We start from the raw sequence: 24,895 nt of genomic DNA, 5'->3' as shown, positions 1-24,895 counted from the left end.
AGGGCCGGTGTCTACTCAGTTGTTGTACAGATCGATGATCGCGCTGACCGCCTGGGTCTTGATCTTCGACGAGTCGTTACGCGCCTGCTCGATCTTGTTCAGGTAGGCCTCGTCGACGTCACCGGTCACGTACTTGCCGTCGAACACGGCGCAGTCGAACTGCTCGATCTTGATCTTGCCACCGCCGACCGCTTCGATCAGGTCCGGCAGGTCCTGGTAGATCAGCCAATCGGCGCCGATCAGATCGGCCACGTCCTGGGTGGTGCGGTTGTGTGCGATCAGTTCGTGGGCGCTCGGCATGTCGATACCGTACACGTTCGGGTAACGCACGGCAGGCGCTGCGGAACAGAAGTACACGTTCTTCGCACCGGCTTCACGGGCCATCTGGATGATTTGCTTGCAGGTGGTACCGCGCACGATGGAATCGTCCACCAGCATCACGTTCTTGCCGCGGAATTCCAGCTCGATGGCGTTGAGCTTCTGACGCACCGACTTCTTACGCGCAGCCTGGCCCGGCATGATGAAGGTACGACCGATGTAACGGTTTTTCACGAAGCCTTCGCGGAACTTGACGCCCAAGTGGTTGGCCAACTCCAGCGCAGCAGTGCGGCTGGTGTCCGGGATCGGGATCACCACGTCGATGTCGTGCTCGGGACGCTCGCGCAGGATCTTGTCGGCCAGCTTCTCGCCCATGCGCAGGCGCGCCTTGTACACCGAAACGCCATCGATGATCGAATCCGGACGCGCCAGGTAGACGTGTTCGAAGATGCACGGGGTGAGTTTCGGCGCTACGGCGCACTGACGGGTGTGAAGCTTGCCGTCTTCGGTGATGTACACCGCTTCGCCCGGCGCGAGGTCGCGGATCAGGGTGAAGCCCAACACGTCCAGGGACACGCTTTCGGACGCGATCATGTACTCGACGCCTTCGTCGGTGTGACGCTGACCGAACACGATTGGGCGAATACCGTGCGGGTCACGGAAGCCGACGATGCCGTAGCCGGTGATCATCGCAACGACGGCGTAACCGCCGACGCAACGATTGTGCACGTCGATAACGGCGGCAAACACGTCTTCTTCGGTCGGCTGCAGCTTGCCGCGCTGGGCCAGCTCGTGGGCGAACACGTTGAGCAGCACTTCCGAGTCGGAGCTGGTGTTAACGTGGCGCAGGTCAGATTCGTAAATCTCCTTGGCCAGTTGCTCAACGTTGGTCAGGTTACCGTTATGCGCCAGGGTAATGCCGTAAGGCGAGTTGACGTAGAACGGTTGAGCTTCGGCCGAAGTCGAGCTACCAGCAGTCGGGTAACGCACATGACCAATGCCCATGTGCCCGACGAGGCGCTGCATGTGACGCTGATGGAACACGTCACGTACCAGGCCATTATCCTTGCGCAGGAATAACCGGCCGTCGTGGCTGGTCACAATACCGGCAGCGTCCTGGCCGCGGTGCTGGAGGACGGTTAGCGCGTCATACAGCGCCTGATTGACGTTCGACTTACCGACGATACCGACGATGCCACACATGCGACGCAACCCCTACTTAATGAATCTTGACTGAACACAGCTTACTGCGGCGTTTTGGCCGGCAAGAGGTGTTCCTTGAACGGAAGATCAGCGGGTACGCTGATTCCGCTGGCCAGCCACTGACTGCTCCACCCCAATATGAGGTTCTTGGACCAATCTGCAACCAATAGAAATTTTGGCACGAGTACCGACTCCTGCCACCACGAATCCTGCTGTACCGGCCCCAGGCTCAACAGCCCGACCGCTACGACCACCAGCAACGCGCCACGCGCAGCGCCGAAGGCCATGCCGAGAAATCGATCGGTCCCGGAGAGGCCGGTAACACGTATCAACTCGCCAATAAGATAATTGACCATTGCCCCCACCAGCAGCGTGGCGATGAACATGATGGCGCAGCCCGCGATGACGCGAGCCGAAGGTGTCTCGATGTATCCGGCCAGATAGACCGACAATGAACCGCCGAACATCCAGGCTACGACTCCTGCGATGATCCAGGTCAGCAACGACAGTGCTTCTTTTACGAAGCCGCGGCTTAGACTGATCAAAGCGGAGATGGCGACGATTGCAACGATCGCCCAGTCAACCCAGGTAAATGGCACGTTTGAGCCTACGGACGGATAAGGCGGCGCATTTTAGCAGAGCGTCGGGCTGTCGGTAAGCTGTGATTGCGGCTGCTTTGCAAATCAATAGTTTGTGGCGAGGCAGCCCGATTTCAACCCCACTGCAAAACCAATGTGGGAAGGGCTTGCCCCCTCCCACATTGGATTGCATTCCACGGACTCAGCCGCGCTCAGGCTGGAAGCGGGTCACGAAGCCCTTCAGGTTTTGCTGACGGTCCAGCAAATCCCGCAGCCGATCCGCCTCGGCGCGCTCGATCAGCGGCCCGATAAACACGCGGTTCTTGCCGTCAGCGCTACGGATGTAGGCGTTGTAACCCTGGGCACGCAGCTTCTTCTGCAAAGCGTCGGCGCCTTCGCGATTGCCCAGGCTGGCCACCTGGATCGACCAACTGATCGGCAAGCCATTCGGATCGATACGACTCTGCCCCACGTCCGGCTTGCCCGGCGCGGCAGGCTGTGGCGCTACAGGTTTGGGCGCAGGCGCAGGCGTCGCTGGCTTGGCGGCGACCGCCGGAGCAGGTGTCGGCTTGACCACCGGCACGCTTGGCTGCACCGGCATCGACGGCGCCTGCTGCGCGGCCACCTCATCATCGGTCGGCACCGGCTCTTCTTCCGGCAACGCCTGCGGCTCAGGCACCACCACCGGCTCGACCTGCACCTGCGGCACCGCCGGCGCCTGGGGCGCAGCCGGAGCCTCAACGACCACCTGGCGCTGCTCGTCCTGGCGGGAAAACAGCATCGGCAGGAAAATCACCGCCAATGCCACCAGCACCAGGGCTCCAACCATTCGCTGCTTGTATGCGCTATCCAGTAATGCCATGTGCAGCTTCCTCCGTGGAGCGCCGGGCCAACCACTCAAGCGCCTCGGCAACACAATAAAATGATCCGAACAACAGAATCTCGTCCTCGGCCGTCGCCACCGCACACTGGGCTTCCAGGGCAGCAGTCACGCTTGCATACGACGTCACGGGCGCACCAAGGTTCTGTAACGCGATCTCAAGCTCATGGGCCGGACGGCTACGGGGCGTATCCAGCGGCGCGACCGCCCAAGCCTGGACGCTGCCCAGCAGCGGTGCAACCACACCCTCCAGGTCCTTGTCGGCGAGCAAACCGAATACAGCGAGACGACGCCCCACCGGCGGTGTGCGCGTCAGGCGTTGTACCAGGTATTGCGCCGCATGGGGGTTATGCCCCACATCCAGCAGCAGGTTCAGGCGCTTGCCGTGCCAGTCGAACGCACGACGATCCAGACGCCCCACCACGCGGGTCGCCAGCAAAGTCGCCGCAATCTGCTCAGCATGCCAAGGCAAGTCCAGCAACAGATAGGCTTGCAGCGCGAGCGCGGCGTTTTCCATCGGCAGATTCAGCAAGGGCAGATCGCGCAGCTCTACATCCAGCCCACGCGCATCCCGACCGCGCCATTGCCAGTGCTGATCACCGATCTCAAGATTGAATTCGCGGCCACGCAGGAAAAACCCGCAGTCCAGCTCACGCACCTTGTCCAGCAAGGGCTGTGGCGGATCCAGGTCACCGCACAGCGCAGGCTTGCCCTGGCGGAAGATCCCGGCCTTTTCATAGGCCACGGACTCGCGGGTATCACCCAGGTAATCAACATGATCCACGCCAATACTGGTGACCAGCGCCAGATCCGCATCGACCACGTTGACCGTGTCCAGGCGCCCACCCAGGCCCACTTCCAATACGACCACATCCAGTTGCGCACGCTCGAACAGCCAGAACGCCGCCAGGGTGCCCATTTCGAAGTAAGTCAGGGAAATCTCGCCCCGCCCGGCATCGAGTGCGGCGAAGGCTTCGCAGAGTTGCTCATCAGTGGCTTCGACGCCATTGAGTTGCACCCGCTCGTTGTAACGCAGCAGATGCGGCGAGCTGTACACGCCGACTTTCAGCCCTTGGGCTTGCAGCAGCGCGGCAACAAAGGCGCAGGTTGAGCCTTTGCCGTTGGTGCCGGTCACCGTGATCACGCGCGGTGCGGGCCGGCCCAACCCAAGGCGGGCCGCTACCTGTTGCGAGCGCTCCAGGCCCATGTCGATGGCGGACGGATGCAACTGCTCAAGGTAGGCGAGCCATTCGCCCAGGGTACGTTGGGTCATAGGTTCGCAGGCACCGGCGGCACAACGATTGGCTCGACTTTAGGCGCGACGTAAACCGGTGTCGGCAGGCCCATCATTTGTGCCAGCAGGCTGCCCAGGCGTGGGCGCAGCTCGCCGCGCGGGATGATCAGGTCGATTGCGCCGTGTTCCAGCAGGAACTCGCTGCGCTGGAAGCCTTCCGGCAGCTTTTCGCGCACGGTCTGCTCGATCACGCGCGGGCCGGCAAAGCCGATCAGGGCCTTTGGCTCGCCGACGATCACATCACCCAGCATTGCCAAACTGGCGGAAACGCCGCCGTAGACCGGGTCGGTCAGTACGGAGATGAACGGGATGCCCTCTTCGCGCAGACGCGCCAATACCGCAGAGGTCTTGGCCATTTGCATCAGGGAGATCAGGGCTTCCTGCATGCGCGCACCACCGGAGGCGGCGAAGCAGATCATCGGGCAACGATTTTCCAGGGCGTAGTTGGCGGCGCGCACGAAGCGCTCGCCGACGATGGCGCCCATGGAGCCGCCCATGAAGGAGAACTCGAACGCCGAGACCACCACCGGCATGCCGAGCAGCTTGCCGCTGACCGAGATCAGCGCGTCTTTCTCGCCGGTCTGCTTTTGCGCAGCGGTCAGGCGGTCCTTGTACTTCTTGCCGTCGCGGAACTTGAGGCGGTCCACCGGCTCCAGGTCAGCGCCCAGCTCGTTGCGGCCGTCGGCGTCAAGGAAGATGTCGATGCGGGCGCGGGCGCCAATACGCATGTGGTGGTTGCACTTGGGGCAAACGTCCAGGGTCTTTTCCAGCTCGGGGCGGTACAACACCGCGTCGCAGGATGGGCACTTGTGCCACAGACCTTCAGGAACCGAGCTTTTCTTCACCTCGGAACGCATGATCGAAGGGATCAGTTTGTCTACTAACCAGTTGCTCATGCTTTCTTTCTCCAGTACCGGTGGCTTGAACACAGCCCCGCGTATGCCCTTGAGCTAAATTCATATGTGGCGATGACGCAGGTTGGACGGGGTCAGACGTTCGACCTGCCATTCCCAGCCTGCATCCTCAGCCTTCCAGACAGCCTGCCAGTGCAGGTTGCCACTTCATTTCCGGGCCTCCCTCAGGCGACGCCGGGCTGTTTTACACAGTGGTAGTTATGGACGGCGGCAGACTGCCAGCCGTCACATCCCGCCACTGCTGTTGCGCACGGCCTGCATGAATGCGCGAATCTTGCTGTGATCCTTGATGCCCTTGCTTTGCTCCACCCCACCACTGACATCCACGGCATACGGCCGAACCTGCTCAATGGCCGCCGCTACATTCGCGGGATTGAGCCCACCGGCAAGGATGATCGGTTTGCTCAGTTGCGCGGGAATCAGCGACCAATCGAACGCTTCGCCGGTACCACCGGGTACGCCTTCGACATAGGTGTCCAGCAGAATGCCACGCGCGCTGGAATAGGCAGCACAGGCACCCGCGATATCATCACCCGCCTTGACCCGCAGCGCCTTGATATACGGGCGTTGGTAGCTTTCACATTCGTCGGGGGTTTCGTCACCGTGAAACTGCAGCATATCCAGTTGCACGGCATCCAGGGTTTCATTGAGTTCGCAGCGGCTGGCGTTGACGAACAAACCCACGGTGGTCACGAATGGCGGCAATGCGGCGATGATCGCCCGCGCCTGCAACACATTCACCGCCCTCGGGCTCCTGGCATAAAACACCAGACCGATGGCATCCGCCCCCGCCTCGACTGCCGCCAGCGCGTCTTCTATGCGGGTAATCCCGCAAATCTTGCTGCGAACGACGGACATGTCGTAGAAACCTCAGGGGTGGGACCGAGAAAGTCCCGGATGGTAACAAAAGCTTTTCCGGGCGTCAGCCGCCAAGTTCGCTGAAACCTGTGAGGAAGTGTGGGCCGATGAAGCGTTGCGGCAGTTCAAACTCGTCGCGGTACTCCACATCCACCAGGTACAGGCCAAACGGATGCGCCGTGACGCCGCCCGTACGGCGGACACGACTTTCCAGCACTTCCCTGGCCCACTCCACCGGGCGTTCACCAGTGCCGATGGTCATCAAAACACCGGCAATGTTGCGCACCATGTGATGCAGGAAAGCCCCGGCGCGGATATCCAGCACGATCATCTTGCCGTGACGGGTCACCCGCAGGTGATGGACTTCCTTGATCGGCGACTTAGCCTGGCACTGGCCGGCACGGAAGGCGCTGAAATCATGCACGCCTACCAGGTGCTGCGCAGCTTCGGCCATGCGCTCGGCATCCAGCGGGCGGTGGTTCCAGGTAATTTCTTCGTTAAGGTGCGCCGGGCGGATCTGGTCGTTGTAGATCACGTAGCGATAACGCCGGGCGATGGCCTTGAAGCGCGCGTGAAAGTGCGCCGGCATGACCTTGGCCCAACTGACGCTGACGTCGTGGGGCAAATTGATATTGGCGCCCATCACCCACGCCTTCATCGTGCGTTCGGCCTGGGTATCGAAGTGCACCACTTGACCGCAGGCATGCACGCCGGCATCTGTACGCCCGGCGCACATCAGCGATACCGGCGAATCGGCGACTTTGGAAAGGGCCTTTTCCAGGGTTTCCTGCACCGTCAGCACGCCCGACGCCTGGCGCTGCCAGCCGCGATAGCGCGAACCCTTGTATTCCACGCCCAGGGCGATGCGGTAAAAGCCAGCGGCCGCCATTTCGGCGGCCGGGTTATCTATATTTGCCAAGAACTGAGAGCCTGATGAGTTACGCAAAGGCGGCTATTATAAGTGCGGCAGTCGCGGGGTGTGCGCTTTTGTTAGGGATTGACGCCAACCGCCCCTCCCACACTGGACTTGCACCAACCCTCAGATTTTGCCGAGCATTTCCTTGGCCTCGCCGCGCTGTACCTCGTCACCTTCAGTCAGCACTTCCGAAAGGATGTCTCGCGCGCCGTCCACATCGCCCATGTCGATATAGGCCTGGGCCAGGTCCAGCTTGGTGGCGACTTCATTGGTGCCAGACAGGAAATCGAACTCCGGCTCATCGCTGTCCAAGGCCGCATCTTCAGCAGTGAAAGACGGCTCGATGGGTGGATGCTCCAGGCTCTGGGACAGACGATCCAGCTCGGCGTTGACATCGTCCAGCTCCGAAGCAAAGGCATCAGGCTTGGCGGCTGCGTCCGGTTCGTCCGCCAGGGACAGATCGAAATCCTCCGGCAAATCGAAGTCATCCAGTGCCGCCGGTGTCAGCGTCGGTGGCTCGACCGCCGCCGCGTCCTTCATCTGATCCTCTAGACCGGAAAGGAAATCGTCGTCGGATTGCCCCGACGCCGGGGTATCGAGCTGCAGATCCAGGTCGAAGTCCGACAGGCTTTCCTCGTCCGCCTCGGGTGCGGATTGCTGCGCCAGGAGGGCTGCAAACGTCTTCTCGTCATCCAGGTTGGCCGGTGAAGCCGCTTCCAGCTCATCCAGGCTCAGATCGAAATCGGTGTCGAGTGCAGCAGGCTCGGGGGCCGGGGCCGCTGGCTTGTCTTCCAGCAGGTCCTTGACGTATTGAGCGTCAAGCGCTGCTGCGGCAACCGCTGCACTGACGCCCGCCGCCAATACGGCCATCGCAGGAAAGCGCGACTTGAGCTGCTCGACCTGGGCATGGTTTTCACCATTGGCCACCAGTTGGCGCTCCTGGGTGACGAAACCGTCCTTGTCGCCTTGCAGGCCATAGATTTCCATCAGCTTCAAACGCAGGTCGCTGCGCTTGGGCTCGTGCTTGATCGCTTGTTCGAGCACGTCGGCAGCCTGGTTCAGATGGCCACGATCGATATGGGACTGGGCCTGAGCCAGTGCATCGTTGGCGTTTTGCGGGGCCACGGCAGCGGCCAGCGGTGCCAGCACGGAGGCAACCGTCGGAACCGCCACTGCCGGCGCAACCACCGGAGCAGGTGCCGGAGTGGCTGCCAGCTTGACGTTCGGCGGCGGTACTTCAAGGCCTTCGAAGCTGTCCGACGGCAGGTCCTGTTCGATACTTGAGGTAAATTCCGGTTCTTCAGCCAGCGCCCGCGCCATGCGCAAGTGCTTTTCCTGTTCACGGCGGGCGTTGCGATGGCGCGCCCACAGCAGGAGGAGCAACAACACTACAAGGCCAGCCGCGCCGCCGATCACGCCGAGGACAACCGGGTTGGTCAGCAGGTCATTGAACTTGCCTTCCGTGCTATCAGGTGCTGCGACCGGCTTGGCCTCCTCCGCTGCTTGCGCGGCCGGGGCGGCCGGCGTTGGCGCGGTGGCCGGCTCGGCAGGCGCCGCCGGAGCGGTTGCCGGAGCGGCGGCCAACTGTGCGGGCATCGCCGCCGTCGCCGGGGCGGCCGGGTCAGCCTTTTCGGCCTGCAAACGGGCCAATTGATCGTTCTTCAGTTGAATCAGCTTCTGCAGTTTATCCAACTGGCTTTGCAGATCTGCCGCACGGCTCTTGAGTTCGTCGTTATCACGGCGAGTGGTGTCCAGTTGCTCCTGGGTCATCGCCAGCTTGTCGCTGAGGACCTGACTGTCAGCGGCCTTGCCCTTGCCGCCCTTCTTGGCCGCTTCGGCCGAGACCAGGCTCAAATTGTCCTGGGTATTGGTGGTCGACGGTGCGTTGCCGGCCTGGGTGCGCCGGGTGGCGTCCAGTTGCTGCTTGCCCGCCGCCTGATTGCTGGCCGCGCGTCGACCCTGGCGCCATGCGGCATTCTGTGCAGTCACTTCGGCGATCGCTTGAGGTTGCGGCAACGCTGTGCTTTGCACCGTGTCTGGCAGGCGTAGCACCTGGCCGGTTTTCAGGCGGTTGATATTGCCGTCGACAAAGGCGCCGGGGTTGAGCGCCTGGATGGCCAGCATGGTCTGCTGCACCGAGCCACCGTTGCGATGCTTCTGGGCAATTTCCCACAGGGTGTCGCGCGAGGTGGTGGTGTGCTGCGCCGGCTTGCTCACCGCCGGCGCCGGGCTGGCCGGCGTTCCCACGCGCGGTGCAGGTGCTGCTGGGGTGGACGCAGATTGGTCGAACTTGGCCGGGTCGAGCAACACACTGTAGTCGCGCATCAAACGGCCATTAGGCCATTGCACTTGCAGCAGGAAACGTACGTAGGAATCCGGCAGCGGCTTGCTGGAGGTGACGCGCACCACACTGCGACCACTGGGATTGATGACCGGGGTAAACGTCAGGTCATTGAGAAACGCCTGGCGATCAACGCCCGCATCCACAAATGCCTGGGATGAAGCCAGGCTCGGGGTGATCTCGGACGCCGTGAGACCACCGACATCGAGCAATTCGATTTCCACCGACAACGGCTGGTTCAACTTCGACTTGAGGGTCATCTCCCCCAGCTGCAGCGCTTGCGCCATACCGGAGGACAGCGCCGAGGCGGCCGCTATTGCTAACACCAGTTTGCGAACTTGAACCATAGCCTCATCCTTTGTTTGAACACTCCCCGGCCTGCGAGAAGGTTGGTAACCGCTTGCCATAAGGCATGGCGAGCCGATAGGTCACCGACGCGCAACTGTTCCTGCTTGGGGCCAAGCATAGCGCTTGGTTAGAATCAATCTACAAATTGCCGCCAAGTATCTTTTACACAAGGCCTTTTATCAACAACTGCGCCAGTTGCACGGCATTCAGGGCCGCCCCCTTGCGTACGTTATCTGACGTCAGCCACAAATTTAGTTCCGCCGGGTCGTCCACTCCGGCGCGAACCCGACCGACATACACCACATCCTGGCCCACCGCATCGCCCACGGCTGTCGGGTAATCGCCCTCTTCGACCAGCTCGATACCCGGTGCGGCCTCCAATGCGCGATTGACGGCGGCAAGATCGACCGCCGCGCCCAGTTGCAATGACACAGTCAGGCTATCGCCAAAAAACACCGGGGCTTGAACGCAAGTTGCGGAAATCTTTAGCAAAGGAGTTTCCAGTACCGCGCGAAGTTCGTGTACGAGACGTTTCTCCAGGGCTGTATGACCTTGGGCGTCTGGCGTGCCGACTTGTGCCAACAGGTTGAAGGCCATTTGCCGGTCAAAGAATGTTGGCTCCAAAGGGCGCACATTCAACAGCTCGGCAGTCTGACGGGCCAATTCGCTGACCGCTTCGCGGCCTTGGGCAGACACCGCCAGATTGGCAGTGACGTTGACCCGCTGGATGTCCAACACGCCGCGCAACGGTGCCAGCACCACTGCCAGGTTGGTCGCGGATGGGCTCGGGCTGCCGAGCTGGAAGGGCTTTTTCATGCCTTTAAGGATATGGGCGTTGGCTTCCGGCACCACCTGGGGGGCCTGCTCGGCGGGCAAGGCGCCCGACAAGTCGATGACCGAACAGCCCGCCGCCACGGCACGCGGCGCGAAGCTCAGGGTAACCGCCGGGCCTGCTGCGAAGAAGGCCAATTGCGCCTTGCTGAAATCGAACTCATCGACTTCCTTGACCCGCACGTTCTTGCCCCGAAACGGCACCGAAGCCCCTGCCGAATTATTACCGGCCAGCAGGTAGAGGGTCCCCACCGGAAAAGCCAGTTCTTCGAGGATCTGCACCAACGTTTCACCCACCGTACCGGTGGCGCCGATCACGGCAATTTCAAAGGTCTGGGTCATGGGGGCTGCCTCGGGCATTGCGGGGGGAGCGGCACTTTACCGGGTGACTGGGGGTGAGGCAATTAACCTGGGGCTTGTGGTGTGGCTGATGGCGCTATCGGGGGCAAGCCCCCTCCCACATTCGACCGAATTCCAACGTTGAAATGCTGTTCACTGTGGGAGGGGGCTTGCCCCCGATAGCGCCCGAAAGAACAATAAAAAACCCGCGCCTGTCACCAGAACGCGGGTTTCTCTTATTGCCTCAAGCGATCAACGCTCCAGCAAAATCCGCAGCATGCGACGCAGCGGCTCGGCCGCGCCCCACAGCAACTGGTCGCCGACAGTAAACGCGCCCAGGTACTGGGTGCCCATGTTCAGCTTGCGCAGACGGCCCACCGGTACATTCAGGGTGCCAGTGACCTTGGTCGGGCTCAGCTCCTGCATGCTGATGTCGCGGTTGTTCGGCACCAGCTTGACCCACGGGTTGTGCTGGCTGATCAGCCCTTCGATATCGGCGATCGGCACGTCTTTGTTCAGCTTGATGGTCAGCGCCTGGCTGTGGCAACGCATGGCGCCGATGCGCACGCAGATGCCATCCACCGGGATCGGGCTCTTGAAGCGACCGAGGATCTTGTTGGTCTCGGCCTGGGCCTTCCACTCTTCGCGGCTCTGGCCGTTCGGCAGTTCTTTGTCGATCCACGGGATCAGGCTGCCGGCCAGCGGCACGCCGAAGTTCTCGGTCGGGTAGGCATCGCTGCGCATGGCTTCGGCCACACGGCGGTCGATGTCGAGGATCGCGCTGGCCGGGTCAGCCAGTTGATCGGCGACAGCGGCGTGGGTCGCGCCCATCTGCTTGATCAGCTCACGCATGTTCTGCGCGCCAGCGCCGGAAGCTGCCTGATAGGTCATGGCGCTCATCCACTCGACCAGGCCGGCTTCGAACAGGCCGCCCAGGCCCATCAGCATCAGGCTGACGGTGCAGTTGCCGCCGACGTAGTTCTTGGTGCCGGCATCCAATTGCTGGTCGATGACCTTGCGGTTGACCGGGTCGAGGATGATCACGGCGTCGTCCTGCATGCGCAGGCTCGACGCGGCGTCGATCCAGTAACCCTGCCAGCCGGCTTCACGCAGCTTGGGGAAGACTTCGCTGGTGTAGTCGCCACCCTGGCAGGTCAGGATCACGTCGAGGGTTTTCAGCTCTTCAATGCTGTAGGCGTCCTTGAGCGGGGCAATATCCTTGCCCACGGACGGCCCTTGGCCACCTACGTTCGAAGTGGTGAAAAACACCGGCTCAATAAGATCGAAATCCTGCTCTTCCAGCATCCGCTGCATGAGCACGGAACCGACCATACCGCGCCAACCGATCAGACCTACACGTTTCATCGCAACTACACCTTGTTAAAAAGTGGGCCGCCTTGCAGCAACAACTGCAAGCGGGCCCGAGAGATTACAGATTCCGCAGCGCGGCGACTACTGCGTCGCCCATTTCTTGCGTACCGACCTTGGTGCAACCCTGCGACCAGATGTCGCCGGTGCGCAAGCCCTGGTCCAGCACAAGGCTCACGGCCTTCTCGATCGCGTCCGCCGCGTCGCTCAGGTTGAAGCTGTAGCGCAGCATCATCGAGACCGACAGGATGGTCGCCAGCGGGTTGGCAATGCCCTGGCCCGCGATGTCCGGCGCCGAGCCGTGGCAAGGCTCGTACATGCCCTTGTTGTTGGTGTCCAGGGACGCCGACGGCAGCATGCCGATGGAACCTGTGAGCATCGAGGCCTGGTCGGACAGGATGTCGCCGAACAGGTTGTCGGTGACGATCACGTCGAACTGCTTCGGCGCACGGACCAATTGCATGGCGGCGTTGTCGACGTACATGTGGCTCAGCTCGACGTCCGGGTAGTCCTTGGCCACTTCCTCGACGATTTCACGCCACAGTTGGCTGGACGCCAGGACGTTGGCCTTGTCCACCGAGCAGACCTTCTTGCCACGCACGCGGGCCATGTCGAAACCGACACGGGCGATACGGCGGATTTCACTCTCGCTGTACGGCAGGGTGTCGTAGGCCTGGCGCTCACCATTCTCCAACTCACGCACGCCGCGTGGCGAGCCGAAGTAGATGCCGCCGGTCAGTTCACGCACGATCAGGATGTCCAGGCCCGCGACCACTTCCGGCTTGAGGCTCGAAGCATCGGCCAGTTGCGGGTAGAGGATCGCCGGGCGCAGGTTGCCGAACAGGCCCAACTGCGCGCGGATTTTCAGCAGGCCGCGCTCAGGGCGGATGTCACGCTCGATCTTGTCCCACTTCGGGCCACCCACGGCGCCCAGCAGTACCGCGTCGGCGGCGCGGGCGCGGTCCAGGGTTTCGTCGGCCAGGGGCACGCCGTGCTTGTCGATGGCAGCGCCGCCGATCACGTCGTGGCTCAGTTCGAAGCCCAGGCTGTACTTGCTGTTGGCGAGTTCCAGGACCTTGACCGCTTCGGCCATGATTTCCGGACCAATACCGTCGCCGGGGAGAATCAGAATCTGCTTGCTCATGGGTTCCTCATTTCATCGAGCGACCTGCCCGTGGGCAGGTCGGGAAAATTAATCAGCGTTCGGCCCATACCACCAGCACGTCGGTGCTGAAGGTGCCGTCGGCTTGAATCTCGTAGTAATCACGCACTTCCTGGCCCATCGCCTGCTGCAACTCCAGGATCGCGGCGCGCAGCGCTGGCGGTGTGCGCATACGTTCGACCCACGAGGTGTATTCCAGGCGCAGGCGCTGGCGACTGCTGCTGCGCACATGCAAACCGGCTTCGCTGAGCTGGCGCATCCACTCGGCGGCGGAGTAGTCACGCACGTGGCTGGTGTCGCGCAGCACTTCGACGGTTTGCAGGTAAGTGTCCAACAGCGGGCTGCCCGGTGACAAGACATCGACAAACGCCGCCACGCCGCCCGGCTTGAGCACGCGGCGCACTTCGCGCAGGGCCACGCCGAGGTCGCTCCAATGGTGCGCCGAATAACGGCTGAACACGAAGTCGAATTCGCCATCGGCGAACGGCAGGCGCTCGGCCGCGCCGTGTACGGTGCGGATATTGTCCAGGCCACGATCCGCTGCGGCGCCAGCGACTACGTCGAGCATCTGCTGGGACAGGTCGTAGGCCACCACTTCCTTGACCAGCGGCGCCACATGGAAACTCACATGACCAGCACCGCAGCCCAGGTCCAGCAGTCGCGCAGCGCCCTGCCCGGCCAGCTCGGCCTGGAGCAGCGCGAATTCGGTGCCTTGGGCGTGCACGGCACTGCTCAGGTAGGCCGAGGCTTGCTCGCCGAATTGTTTTTGCACGACTTGGGTGTGGGCGGTGTTGGTCATGGTGTTTCCCCTGGGTGTGTGTTGTTAACACTGGCCTCATCGGGGGCAAGCCCCCTCCCACATTTGGAATGCGTTCCCCTGTGGGAGGGGGCTTGCCCTCGATGGCGGCGGTCCTGCCTACATCAATTTAGGCGTCGCGAAACAACCAAGGCTGGCTCGCCCGGTGCTTGGCTTCAAACGCGGCAATCGCATCGCCGTCCTGCAAGGTCAGGCCGATATCGTCCAGACCGTTGATCAGGCAATGTTTGCGGAAGGCGTCCACTTCAAAGTGGTACACCTTGCCGTCCGGACGGGTCACGGTTTGCGCGGCCAGGTCGATGGTCAGTTGGTAACCCACATCGGCTTCCACCGCCTTGAACAGCTCATCCACTTGCGCATCGCTCAAGATGATCGGCAACAGGCCGTTCTTGAAGCTGTTGTTGAAGAAGATGTCGGCATAGCTCGGCGCGATGATGCTGCGAAAGCCATATTCTTCCAGGGCCCACGGCGCGTGCTCGCGGCTGGAGCCGCAACCGAAGTTTTCCCGGGCCAGCAACACGCTGGCGCCTTGGTAGCGCTCGGCGTTGAGCACGAAGTCCTTGTTCAGCGGGCGCTTGGAGTTGTCCTGGTAGGCGTAGCCCACGTCCAGGTAGCGCCACTCGTCGAACAGGTTGGGGCCGAAACCGGTGCGCTTGATCGACTTCAAGAACTGCTTGGGGATGATCTGGTCGGTGTCGACGTTGGCACGGTCCAACGGCGCGACCAAACCGGTGTGTTGGGTAAAAGCTCTCATCGGGTTTTCCTCAGATCAATTCGCGAACGTCGATGAAACGACCGTTGACGGCAGCCGCAGCGGCCATGGCCGGGCTCACCAGGTGGGTACGGCCACCGGCGCCCTGACGCCCTTCGAAGTTACGGTTGGAGGTGGACGCGCAATGCTCGCCCGACTCCAGGCGATCCGGGTTCATCGCCAGGCACATCGAGCAGCCCGGCTCACGCCATTCAAAACCGGCTTCGAGGAAGATCTTGTCCAGGCCTTCGGCTTCGGCCTGGGCTTTAACCAGGCCTGAGCCCGGGACCACGATGGCCTGCTTGATGGTCGAGGCGACTTTACGGCCCTTGGCGATCACCGCCGCAGCGCGCAGGTCTTCGATCCGCGAGTTGGTGCAGGAACCGATGAACACGCGATCCAACTGGATGTCGGTGATCGCCTGGTTGGCCTTCAAGCCCATGTACTTCAGGGCGCGCTCAATGGAACCGCGCTTGACCAGGTCGGCCTCCTGCGCCGGGTCCGGCACGTTCTGGTCGACGGCCAGGACCATTTCCGGCGAGGTGCCCCAGCTGACTTGCGGCTTGATCTGGGCAGCGTCGAGTTCGACCACGGTGTCAAACACCGCATCGGCGTCGGACACCAGGTCTTTCCAGGCTTCAACTGCAGCGTCCCAATCGGCGCCAGCCGGAGCGAAAGGACGGCCTTTTACGTACTCAACGGTTTTCTCGTCCGCTGCCACCATGCCCACGCGGGCACCGGCTTCGATGGACATGTTGCAGATGGTCATGCGGCCTTCGATGGACAGGTCGCGAATGGCGCTGCCGGCGAATTCGATGGCATGGCCGTTACCGCCGGCGGTGCCGATCTTGCCGATGACGGCGAGCACGATGTCCTTGGCGGTCACGCCGAACGGCAACTTGCCTTCGACGCGTACCAGCATGTTCTTCATCTTCTTGGCGACCAGGCACTGGGTGGCGAACACATGTTCCACCTCGGAGGTGCCGATGCCGTGGGCCAGGGCGCCGAACGCACCGTGGGTGGAGGTGTGGGAGTCGCCGCAGACCACGGTCATGCCCGGCAAGGTGGCGCCCTGCTCCGGGCCGATGACATGCACGATGCCTTGACGCACGTCATTCATCTTGAATTCGGTGATGCCATATTCGTCACAGTAATCGTCGAGAGTCTGCACCTGCAGGCGCGACACGGTGTCGACAATGGCGTCGATCCCGCCCTTGCGCTCCGGGGTGGTCGGCACGTTGTGGTCCGGGGTGGCGATGATCGAGTCGACGCGCCAAGGCTTGCGCCCGGCCAGTCGCAGGCCTTCGAACGCTTGGGGCGAGGTCACTTCATGGATGATGTGACGGTCGATATAGATCAGCGACGAACCATCGTCGCGCCGTTTCACTTCATGGGAATCCCAAAGCTTGTCGTAAAGCGTTTTGCCGGCCATCAGTCGGTCCTCATCAGCGGTATTTCTATGCGCCGGGCTTTTCAATAACCCTTTGGCTTGTGAGGCTGATGGTATGGCGCTACATTAAATAACTCAAATTCATATTTTTTATGCTTTGGATTACCAACTGGAATACCACAATGGACCTGGCCAACCTCAACGCCTTTATTGCCATCGCCGAGACCGGCAGTTTCTCCGGCGCGGGTGAACGCCTGCACCTGACCCAACCAGCCATCAGCAAACGTATTGCCGGCCTGGAGCAACAATTGAAGGTGCGCCTGTTTGATCGCCTGGGCCGTGAGGTCGGCTTGACCGAAGCGGGACGGGCCCTGCTGCCGCGTGCTTATCAGATCCTTAACGTGCTGGATGACACCCGCCGCGCCCTCACCAACCTTACCGGCGAAGTCAGCGGCCGCCTCACTCTGGCGACCAGCCACCATATTGGCCTGCACCGTTTGCCACCGGTCCTGCGCACCTTCACCCGGCAATACCCGAACGTGGCGCTGGATATTCAGTTTCTTGATTCAGAAGTGGCCTACGAAGAAATCCTCCACGGCCGCGCCGAAGTGGCAGTGATCACCCTGGCGCCCGATCCGCACAACCTGGTGCGTGCCACCCCGGTGTGGGACGACCCGCTGGATTTCGTGGTGGCGCCGGAGCACAGCCTCACCGGCAACGGCAGCGTCAGCCTGGCCGATATTGCCGGCCACCCGGCGGTTTTCCCTGGCGGCAATACCTTCACCCACCATATTGTCAGCCGACTGTTCGAGGCCCAGGGCCTTACGCCAAACATCGCGATGAGTACTAACTACCTGGAAACCATCAAGATGATGGTCTCCATCGGCCTGGCCTGGAGCGTCTTGCCGCGCACCATGCTTGATGATCAGGTGGCAAGTATCGCTTTGCCAGGCATACAACTCAGTCGCCAGCTAGGCTATATCGTGCACACCGAAAGGACGCTGTCGAACGCTGCGCGGGCCTTCATGAGCCTATTGGATGCACAGGAGGATCTGCCAGCGGTACCGGCATGACGCTGTGCGGCCTCAGGTTGTGAGTAAAACCGCGTTGTTTGCCCATCGAGCCAAGGCCCTTTGATAATGCGCAACCCCGTCGACCCTGTGCCACCCCTGCCCCGCATTTACGCCCTAGACCCTCAACAGGCGGAACAAAGCTGGGACAGTGCCCCGCAACTGCTGGCAGCCCTCAATGCTGCGCGGCTGGGGGCGTGGTGCTGGGAAATCGACACCGGAAGAATAAGCTGGTCACGGGGTACCCAGGCGCTGTTCGGCTTCGACCCGCGCCAACCGCTGCCCAAGGACCTCGATTACCTCGACCTGCTGGCGCCGTCGGATCGGGCCCGGGTAGTGCGAGCCTTTCATGCGGTGCTGGCCGGCGAGCCGTTCGAGCAGGCCATGCACCATCACATCCAATGGCCGGACGGCACTCATCACTGGCTGGAGATCAATGGCAGCCTGGCACCGGACAAGGCTGGCCGACGCCGCATGATCGGCGTGATCCGCGAGACCACTCGCCAACGCGAGCGGGAACACGCCCTCAGCCATTCCGAAAAACGCTTCGCCACGTTGTTTCACCTGTGCCCGAACATGGTGTTGCTGACCCGCCAGTCCGACGGACTGATCAGCGAAGCCAATCAGTATTTCGAGATGCTCTTCGGCTGGCCGTTGACCGATGCGATCGGCCGCACCACCTTGGACCTGGGCCTGTGGCGGCACCCCGAACAGCGCGCCCTGCTGGTCAAGGCGACCCAGCGCAAGGGCGAACCCATCACCATGGAAGTGCAGTTCTGCGCCAGCAACGGCCAGATCCACGATGGCACCCTCAGTGCGCAAAAGGTCGAGCTGGACGGCGAGGCCTACTTGATCAGCACCTTTCTCGACACGACCGAACGGAAAAACGCCGAGCAGGCCCTGAAGGACAGCCAGGAGCGCCTGGACCTGGCCCTTGACTCGGCGCAACTGGGTACCTGGGACTGGCATATTCCCACCGGCATGCTCTACGGTTCGGCCCGCGCCGCGCAACTGCACGGCCTGCCACCCGAGCCGTTCCATGAATCCTTCGAAGCGTTTTTCGAGGGCATGCCCAAGCAAGAGCGCGAGAACATGCGCAACGCTTATCGCACCCTGCGCGAAGGCCCGGCCGGCAATTATCAGCTGACTTACCGCGTGCAACTGGAAGACGGCAGCTCGCGCTACCTGGAAAGCCGCGCCCGCCTCTACCGCGACGAGCAAGGCGCACCGATACGCATGGCCGGCACCCTGCTGGACATCACCGACCAGGTGGAGCGTGAGCAACGCCTGACCGCCTCCGAAGAAAAATTCGCCAGCCTGTTCCAGGCCAGCCCCGATCCCATCTGTGTCACTGGCCTGGACAGCGGCGCGTTCATCGAGATCAACCCTGCCTTTACCCAGACGTTTGGCTGGACGGCGACCGAGGTGATCGACAAGAGCGCCGAGCAGATCGGCCTGTGGGACGAGTCAAGCAAGCGCCTGCAGCGCATCGAACAGGTGATCCGCGATCAGGCGCTGAGCAATGTGGCCATCGTGGTGCACCACAAGAACGGCCAAACCCTGACCTGCATGATTTCCAGCCGGTTGATCAAAGTGGGCGATCAACCGTGCATCGTCACCACCCTGCGCGACATTACCCAGCAACAACGCTCGGAGGCCGCGCTGAAGGCCAGCGAAGAGAAATTCGCCAAAGCCTTCCATTCCAGCCCCGACGCCATCTCCATCACCGAGCGTGATACCGGCCGTTATGTGGAGGTCAACGACGGCTTCTGCCGCCTCACCGGCTACCGCGCCGAAGAAGCCATCGGCCTGACGCTGTACCAGATTGGCATCTGGGCCGATGAAAACCAGCGCTCGGCGCTGCTCGCCGAATTGCAGATCAAGGGGCGCATCCATCACCTGGAAATGCTCTGGCACAACAAGCGTGGCGAAGTGCTGGCGGTGGAAGTGTCGGTCGAACCGATCACCCTCAATGAAACCCCATGCCTGCTGCTGACCGCGCGGGATGTGAGCCTGTTGAAAAACGCCCAGGCGCAGATCCGTCACCTGGCCTATCACGACCCGCTGACCAACCTGCCTAACCGTGCACTGCTGATGGATCGGCTGAGCCAGCAGATAGCCCTGCTCAAGCGTCATAACCTGCGCGGCGCCTTGCTGTTTCTTGACCTCGACCACTTCAAGCACATCAACGATTCCCTTGGCCATCCGGTGGGCGACACCGTGCTCAAAATCGTCACCGCGCGCCTGGAAGCCAGCGTGCGCATGGAGGACACGGTGGCACGCCTGGGCGGCGACGAATTCGTGGTCCTGCTCAGCGGTCTGGACGGCACCCGCGCGCAAGTCAGCGCCCAGGTGCAGGAACTGGCCGACACCCTGCGCGAATTGCTCTCGGAACCCATGTTCCTCGATGGCCATCGCCTGCAGGTCACTCCGAGCATCGGCGTGGCGTTGATTCCGGACCATGGCACCACCCCGGCGGACCTGCTCAAGCGTGCCGACATCGCCCTGTACCGGGCCAAAGATTCGGGGCGCAACGCCACGCAGATGTTCCACAACAGCATGCAAAAAGCCGCCAGCGAGCGCCTGCGCATGGAAACCGACCTGCGCCTGGCCCTGTCGCGCGGCGAGTTCAGCGTGCATTACCAACCCCAGGTGGATGCGCGCGGCAACAAGATAGTCGGCGCCGAGGCCCTGGTGCGCTGGCAGCATCCGCAGCTTGGCGCGCAGTCGCCGTCCGAATTCATCAAGGTGCTGGAAGACAGCGGCCTGATCCTCGAAGTGGGAACCTGGATCCTTGATGAGGCCTGCGCCGCCTTTGCGAAGTTTATTGCTGAAGGCCTGGTGGACCCGCTGAATTTCAGCCTGTGCGTGAACATCAGCCCCCGGCAGTTTCGCCAGAACGACTTTGTAGAGCGTGTCGAGCGCAGCCTTAAGCGCCATCAACTGCCCTACGGCCTGCTGAAACTGGAAATCACCGAAGGCATCGTGATTCAGAACCTGGACGACACCGTGGCCAAGATGCGCCGCCTGAAAAAGCTCGGCGTCAGTTTCGCCATGGATGACTTTGGTACCGGCTATTCATCGCTGACGTACCTCAAGCGCCTGCCGGTGGATGCGCTGAAGATCGACCAGTCCTTTGTGCGCGACGCGACCCACGACCCCAATGATGCGGAAATCATCCGCGCGATTGTGGCGATGGCCCGCAGCCTGAATCTGGAAGTGATCGCCGAAGGCGTGGAAACCCCGGAACAACTGGCATTCCTGCAAGCGCTGGACTGCCATTTGTACCAGGGTTTCATTTACAGCAAGCCCCTGCCACCTGAAGACTTCAGGCGACTATTGAAGTGATGTTTCTCGATCAGGAGTTCAGTTATTTTGCCCCCCACAACATCTTGCCGATTGTACCGAGGACGTTACCGACTCCGCTGAGTACATTACCGATTCCACTGAATACCTCGCCAACCTTTCCAAAAGCCTTTTTAAAAAAACCGCCGATCTTGGAAAAAAACCCCTGTTTCTTTACAGGTCGGGCTGGGGCGGAACAAGCGGGCGGATGGGTGGAACAAGCCGGAGGGCCGGGGTAACAAGATAAAGTTACTCCCGCCTGAGCCGGCTCTCCAAAAGTAATCCTTTGAGATACAACTGAAGCGCCGGAGTGTTGATTCCCTTCTACCCCCTTGAAAGGGTCTACGAGTGGCATGGGCACAAAGCGGCTGCTCGGCGATACGTCAGACATAGGAACGATCCTTTAGTGACTGGGTTTTAAGCGGAAGTCCGTATGACTGTTGAATGTTCAGCATAGAGTCACTGTATTCCGCCTACCCCCTGAGTAACAACCGCGTCAAAAGAGTTCCTGATTAACTCTGCACTAACACCTTTAACTAAAATGATTAGAGGCGCGTACTTATCTACCGTTCACAGCAGTTATTTCATACAACCAGAGCCTACTTAGACGCTATCCAACTCTAACTTAAACCCGCTCAGGATGTTTTATACCGAGCATACAACTAACTTGCCGCAGATCAGTCTCGCGACGCAGAGCGGTAAACAACTCTACGGCTTGCGGATAGTTGCGCGTCAACATTGCCAACCACTGTTTCAAACGGCCGGGCGCTTGACGCTCAGTCAATTGCGCCACCGATTGAACCCAGAAGTCCTGAAGCAGCGGCTGCAACTGCGCCCAGGTCATTTCGACCACCTCTTCGCCCGCCCGAGCAGCAGCGATCTGCCGCGCCAGGTCGGGGCGCGCCACCAGGCCACGACCAAGCATGATGTCTTCAACGCCACTGATTTCCCGGCACCGGCGCCAGTCCTCAACGCTCCAGATATCCCCGTTGGCGAACACCGGCACCTTGACCACGTCCTGCACCCGCGGGATCCACTCCCAATGGGCGGGCGGCTTGTAGCCATCGGTCTTGGTCCGCGCATGCACCACAATGTGCGCCGCGCCGCCTTCGGCCAGGGCCGTTGCACACACCAGCGCGCCATCCGGACTGTCGAAGCCCAGGCGCATCTTGGCGGTCACCGGGATATGCGCAGGCACGGCACGGCGCACGTGCTCGACGATCTGATTGAGCAGCTCCGGCTCCTTGAGCAGCACTGCACCGCCACGGGACTTGTTGACTGTCTTGGCGGGGCAACCGAAGTTCAGGTCGATGACCTCGGAGCCCAGCTCGCAGGCCAGGGCAGCGTTTTCCGCCAGGCACACCGGGTCGGAGCCGAGCAGTTGCACGCGCAACGGTACGCCGGCCGCGGTGTGGGCACCGTGCAGCAGTTCCGGGGCGAGCTTGTGGAAATACGCCGGGGTAAGCAGGCGGTCGTTGACGCGGATGAACTCGGTCACGCACCAGTCGATACCGCCCACGCGGGTCAGCACGTCCCGCAGGATGTTGTCGACCAACCCCTCCATGGGCGCCAAAGCAATTTGCATGGAAAACACTCAACAAAAATCGTGGCGCAGTTTACTGGGTTTCCCACGGCAACCGTTAACCCCCTGTCAGGGCGGGACCATAACCGTCGAGAAACTCCGCTGGCATGCGTTTGGGTTTACCGCTGGACAGTTCGATGCAGACAAAGGTGGTTTGCGCGCGCAGCAAGGTCGCACCGTCACGCGGGCGTACCAGTTGAAAGCGACGTGTCATCTTCAAGCGCTGGTCCCAATCGACGATCCAGGTGGCCAGCTGCAGCTCGTCGCCTTCGTAGCCCGCCGCCAGGTAGTCGATTTCATGACGCACCACCGCCATGGCGCGGTCCAGGCGGCGGTACTCGGTGAGGTCCAGCCCCAGGCGCTGGGAATGACGCCAGGCGCAGCGCTCCAGCCAGGACACGTACACCGCGTTATTGGCGTGCCCCAGGCCGTCGATGTCTTCAGGGGCAACCTGCAGATCGATGATAAACGGCGTTGCCAAATCCCAGCCCATGCCTTGCTCCCAGTCGATTAATGTCGGCTGGGGAGTGTATCAGGCGGTTTGCCGGTCCTGTAAACGACGGCCGGCCAATAGCGCCAGCACCCCCTCGATCACCCGGGGATCAGCCAGCACTTTCTGGTGACCGCCCTGCTCCAGGCGCAGAAGGCGGCTGTCGAACCAGGCTTCGTGGATGGCCTGCGCAGCTTTGACGGGTACGAAGGTATCGTCTTCGGCGTGCACGATCAGCCCGGGGATATTCATCTGGTAGTGAGCCACATCCAAGTGCTTGAGCGGCATTCCGAAGGTCAACTCCACCTCCTGGATAAACGCCGAGCGTGCACGCGCCGGCAGACCGACCATCTGGGTAAAACCGCGCAGCACATCCAAAAAGCGTGACGGTGCGGCGATGCTCACCAACGCCTCAGTGCGCAGTCCCAGTTGCACCGCCAGCATCGCACTGGCGCCGCCCATGGAATGGCCGATCACCGCATGCAGCGGTGGCAGTTCGGCAGCCGCCTCCAGCATGGCACGGGCGAACAGCAGCACATGGGCTTCACGTCCCGGCGAGCGGCCATGGGCAGGACCGTCCAGGGCGATCACGGAATAACCGTTGTCCACCAGCGCACTGATAAGGCTGGCGAACTGGGTTGGCCGGCCTTCCCAGCCGTGCATCAACAACACCGCAGGGCCTTGGCCCCAGCGCAGCGCCGACAGACCGAAACGCAAGGTGATGCGCTCCGATTGCGCCAGCAGCGGCAGTTCCCAGTCGCGTGGTGGCAGGTCGCGTGGCGTCATGAAGGCACGACGCATCTTGTTGGCGACCGCGTGCGGGGCCAGACGGCCAACAGTGCCGTTGAAGCGACGAATCCAAGTCAGCGCACCCATCATGCAAACCCTCCGTTAACGCACCGCTGACTTGGCCGCACGTATTACACGATCCGATAACTCGCCGGGCCCCAGCGCCCGCGCCAGAGTCAGGCCACCCACCATCAACGCCATGTCCGCAAGGGCCTTATCGGTGTCTTCAGGGCTGCCGGCCAATTGTGCGGCCATCAACTCAACGTGCTCGCTCAATACCTCGCGAAACGCATCCGGCAAGCGCCCCATCTCGCCAACCGTTGCCGGCAAGGGGCAGGCCTGGGAAGTGGAATCACGGTGTTTGCGGGAAAGATAGAAAGCCGCCACCAGGGTACGGCGCTCCTCGCCGGTGAGTTGGTCGTCCATGTCGTCGATTGATGCGCGGCGCTGCGCCAGCAACTGACTGAACGCCTCCAGCATCAACGCGTCCTTGCTTTCAAAGTGCGCGTAGAAACCACCGACGGTCAGCCCCGCCGCGCCCATGACTTCACCCACGCTCGGCTCGGCCGGGCCGCGCTGGATCAACGCGGCGCTGGCGGCTTGCAGAATACGTTCGCGGGTTTGCGCTTTTTTATCGTTCATCGTTGCCTCCGTCTTTCATGGGTTGAATATTATTACCATAATAATATTTCGCAAGCGACAGGCATGACCATTGGTCAGAACAGAAGAAGGGAATAGAGGAGAGAATTGGCCAAACGCCAGACAAACAAAAGGGCCATTCAATAATTGAATGACCCTTAAAAATCCCGCAGAGCGGGTAATCGTGGCGTCCCCTAGGGGACTCGAACCCCTGTTACCGCCGTGAAAGGGCGGTGTCCTAGGCCACTAGACGAAGGGGACACAAACCTTCTATACAACTGATCAGCGCTGAGACCTGATCTGATTCAAGGACGGTGTGGCCAGACCTTGAACCTGTAAATTGGTGGAGCTAAACGGGATCGAACCGTTGACCTCTTGCATGCCATGCAAGCGCTCTCCCAGCTGAGCTATAGCCCCGGATTTTCGCCTCGCGGCGCAGCAGACCTTTCGAACTGCTTGTTGAAACTGGCGTCCCCTAGGGGACTCGAACCCCTGTTACCGCCGTGAAAGGGCGGTGTCCTAGGCCACTAGACGAAGGGGACAAAACCTTCTGTACATCTGATCAGAGCTGAGACCTGATCGATTCAAGGACGGTGTGGCCAGACCTTGAACCTGTAAATTGGTGGAGCTAAACGGGATCGAACCGTTGACCTCTTGCATGCCATGCAAGCG

At 61.5% G+C, this 24,895-nt stretch carries 20 protein-coding genes and 3 tRNA genes; 2 read left to right on the top strand and 21 right to left on the bottom strand.

All coding sequences use genetic code 11. The features are described from left to right. Window positions 1-15 precede the first annotated feature (15 nt). The 14 genes from purF to leuC all read right to left on the bottom strand — a co-directional run bounded on the left by purF (window position 16) and on the right by leuC (window position 16,350). On the bottom strand, window positions 16-1,521 hold the full coding sequence (gene purF / locus J1G35_RS14860; RefSeq protein ID WP_027604079.1) for an amidophosphoribosyltransferase: 1,506 nt from the start codon (window positions 1,519-1,521) through the stop codon (window positions 16-18). Window positions 1,522-1,562: 41 nt separating this feature from the next. After that, window positions 1,563-2,120, bottom strand: coding sequence for a CvpA family protein (locus J1G35_RS14855; protein ID WP_003192538.1), 558 nt, complete (start codon window positions 2,118-2,120; stop codon window positions 1,563-1,565). A gap of 181 nt (window positions 2,121-2,301) precedes the next feature. Beyond that, window positions 2,302-2,961 carry an SPOR domain-containing protein gene (locus tag J1G35_RS14850; RefSeq protein ID WP_027604078.1) on the bottom strand — a complete coding sequence of 220 codons (660 nt, stop codon included), beginning with the start codon at window positions 2,959-2,961 and terminating at the stop codon, window positions 2,302-2,304. Then, on the bottom strand, window positions 2,945-4,252 hold the full coding sequence (gene folC, locus J1G35_RS14845) for a bifunctional tetrahydrofolate synthase/dihydrofolate synthase (protein ID WP_223015289.1): 1,308 nt from the start codon (window positions 4,250-4,252) through the stop codon (window positions 2,945-2,947). The genes J1G35_RS14850 and folC overlap by 17 nt, the downstream gene beginning before the upstream one ends. After that, a complete protein-coding gene (gene accD, locus J1G35_RS14840) occupies window positions 4,249-5,169 on the bottom strand; it encodes an acetyl-CoA carboxylase, carboxyltransferase subunit beta (protein WP_027604076.1) in 921 nt (306 codons plus the stop codon). The genes folC and accD overlap by 4 nt, the downstream gene beginning before the upstream one ends. 243 nt (window positions 5,170-5,412) lie before the next feature. Continuing rightward, on the bottom strand, window positions 5,413-6,045 hold the full coding sequence (locus J1G35_RS14835) for a phosphoribosylanthranilate isomerase (protein WP_223015288.1): 633 nt from the start codon (window positions 6,043-6,045) through the stop codon (window positions 5,413-5,415). A 64-nt stretch (window positions 6,046-6,109) separates the two neighbouring features. Then, window positions 6,110-6,934 (bottom strand): tRNA pseudouridine(38-40) synthase TruA, encoded by an 825-nt coding sequence (truA, locus tag J1G35_RS14830; protein ID WP_053128844.1) that lies wholly within the window; start codon window positions 6,932-6,934, stop codon window positions 6,110-6,112. Between the two features lie 150 nt (window positions 6,935-7,084). Further along, a complete protein-coding gene (locus J1G35_RS14825; protein ID WP_223015287.1) occupies window positions 7,085-9,649 on the bottom strand; it encodes a FimV/HubP family polar landmark protein in 2,565 nt (854 codons plus the stop codon). 163 nt (window positions 9,650-9,812) lie between these two features. Continuing rightward, window positions 9,813-10,823 carry an aspartate-semialdehyde dehydrogenase gene (locus J1G35_RS14820; protein ID WP_223015286.1) on the bottom strand — a complete coding sequence of 337 codons (1,011 nt, stop codon included), beginning with the start codon at window positions 10,821-10,823 and terminating at the stop codon, window positions 9,813-9,815. A gap of 249 nt (window positions 10,824-11,072) precedes the next feature. Further along, on the bottom strand, window positions 11,073-12,185 hold the full coding sequence (gene asd, locus J1G35_RS14815) for an aspartate-semialdehyde dehydrogenase (RefSeq protein WP_027604071.1): 1,113 nt from the start codon (window positions 12,183-12,185) through the stop codon (window positions 11,073-11,075). A gap of 64 nt (window positions 12,186-12,249) precedes the next feature. Further along, window positions 12,250-13,332, bottom strand: coding sequence for a 3-isopropylmalate dehydrogenase (gene leuB, locus J1G35_RS14810; protein WP_017530190.1), 1,083 nt, complete (start codon window positions 13,330-13,332; stop codon window positions 12,250-12,252). 52 nt (window positions 13,333-13,384) lie between these two features. Beyond that, window positions 13,385-14,149 (bottom strand): class I SAM-dependent methyltransferase, encoded by a 765-nt coding sequence (locus J1G35_RS14805; RefSeq protein WP_223015285.1) that lies wholly within the window; start codon window positions 14,147-14,149, stop codon window positions 13,385-13,387. A 127-nt stretch (window positions 14,150-14,276) separates the two neighbouring features. After that, window positions 14,277-14,921 carry a 3-isopropylmalate dehydratase small subunit gene (gene leuD, locus J1G35_RS14800; protein ID WP_053128839.1) on the bottom strand — a complete coding sequence of 215 codons (645 nt, stop codon included), beginning with the start codon at window positions 14,919-14,921 and terminating at the stop codon, window positions 14,277-14,279. A gap of 10 nt (window positions 14,922-14,931) precedes the next feature. Further along, complete coding sequence (gene leuC / locus J1G35_RS14795; RefSeq protein WP_053128838.1) at window positions 14,932-16,350, bottom strand: 3-isopropylmalate dehydratase large subunit; 1,419 nt, start codon at window positions 16,348-16,350, stop codon at window positions 14,932-14,934. Between the two features lie 140 nt (window positions 16,351-16,490). On the opposite strand from leuC, the gene J1G35_RS14790 reads away from it, so the two are divergent. Then, entirely contained in the window at window positions 16,491-17,381 is an 891-nt protein-coding gene (locus J1G35_RS14790) for a LysR family transcriptional regulator (protein WP_053128837.1), read from the top strand. Window positions 17,382-17,447: 66 nt separating this feature from the next. Beyond that, window positions 17,448-20,726 (top strand): EAL domain-containing protein, encoded by a 3,279-nt coding sequence (locus tag J1G35_RS14785; RefSeq protein ID WP_223015284.1) that lies wholly within the window; start codon window positions 17,448-17,450, stop codon window positions 20,724-20,726. A 622-nt stretch (window positions 20,727-21,348) separates the two neighbouring features. On the opposite strand, the gene J1G35_RS14780 is transcribed toward J1G35_RS14785, so the two are convergent. The 7 genes from J1G35_RS14780 to J1G35_RS14750 all read right to left on the bottom strand — a co-directional run bounded on the left by J1G35_RS14780 (window position 21,349) and on the right by J1G35_RS14750 (window position 24,765). Then, window positions 21,349-22,308 (bottom strand): tRNA-dihydrouridine synthase family protein, encoded by a 960-nt coding sequence (locus J1G35_RS14780; protein WP_223015283.1) that lies wholly within the window; start codon window positions 22,306-22,308, stop codon window positions 21,349-21,351. 55 nt (window positions 22,309-22,363) lie between these two features. Continuing rightward, the gene (locus J1G35_RS14775) at window positions 22,364-22,798 is read right to left on the bottom strand and encodes a thioesterase family protein (protein WP_053128832.1); all 435 of its coding nucleotides are present in this window, start codon (window positions 22,796-22,798) and stop codon (window positions 22,364-22,366) included. Between the two features lie 39 nt (window positions 22,799-22,837). Next, window positions 22,838-23,671 carry an alpha/beta fold hydrolase gene (locus J1G35_RS14770; RefSeq protein ID WP_223015282.1) on the bottom strand — a complete coding sequence of 278 codons (834 nt, stop codon included), beginning with the start codon at window positions 23,669-23,671 and terminating at the stop codon, window positions 22,838-22,840. A 15-nt stretch (window positions 23,672-23,686) separates the two neighbouring features. Next, window positions 23,687-24,226, bottom strand: coding sequence for a TetR/AcrR family transcriptional regulator (locus J1G35_RS14765; protein ID WP_053128830.1), 540 nt, complete (start codon window positions 24,224-24,226; stop codon window positions 23,687-23,689). Window positions 24,227-24,408: 182 nt separating this feature from the next. Continuing rightward, window positions 24,409-24,484, bottom strand: a tRNA-Glu gene (locus J1G35_RS14760). Between the two features lie 80 nt (window positions 24,485-24,564). Continuing rightward, window positions 24,565-24,640: transfer RNA gene (locus tag J1G35_RS14755), tRNA-Ala, on the bottom strand. 49 nt (window positions 24,641-24,689) lie between these two features. Then, window positions 24,690-24,765, bottom strand: a tRNA-Glu gene (locus tag J1G35_RS14750). Window positions 24,766-24,895: the final 130 nt, after the last annotated feature.

It is taken from the genome of Pseudomonas sp. SH10-3B, from assembly GCF_019891415.1.
Taxonomy (GTDB): domain Bacteria; phylum Pseudomonadota; class Gammaproteobacteria; order Pseudomonadales; family Pseudomonadaceae; genus Aquipseudomonas.
Note: the sequence above shows the minus strand (reverse complement) of the source record. Positions and strands in the feature narration are given on the sequence as shown.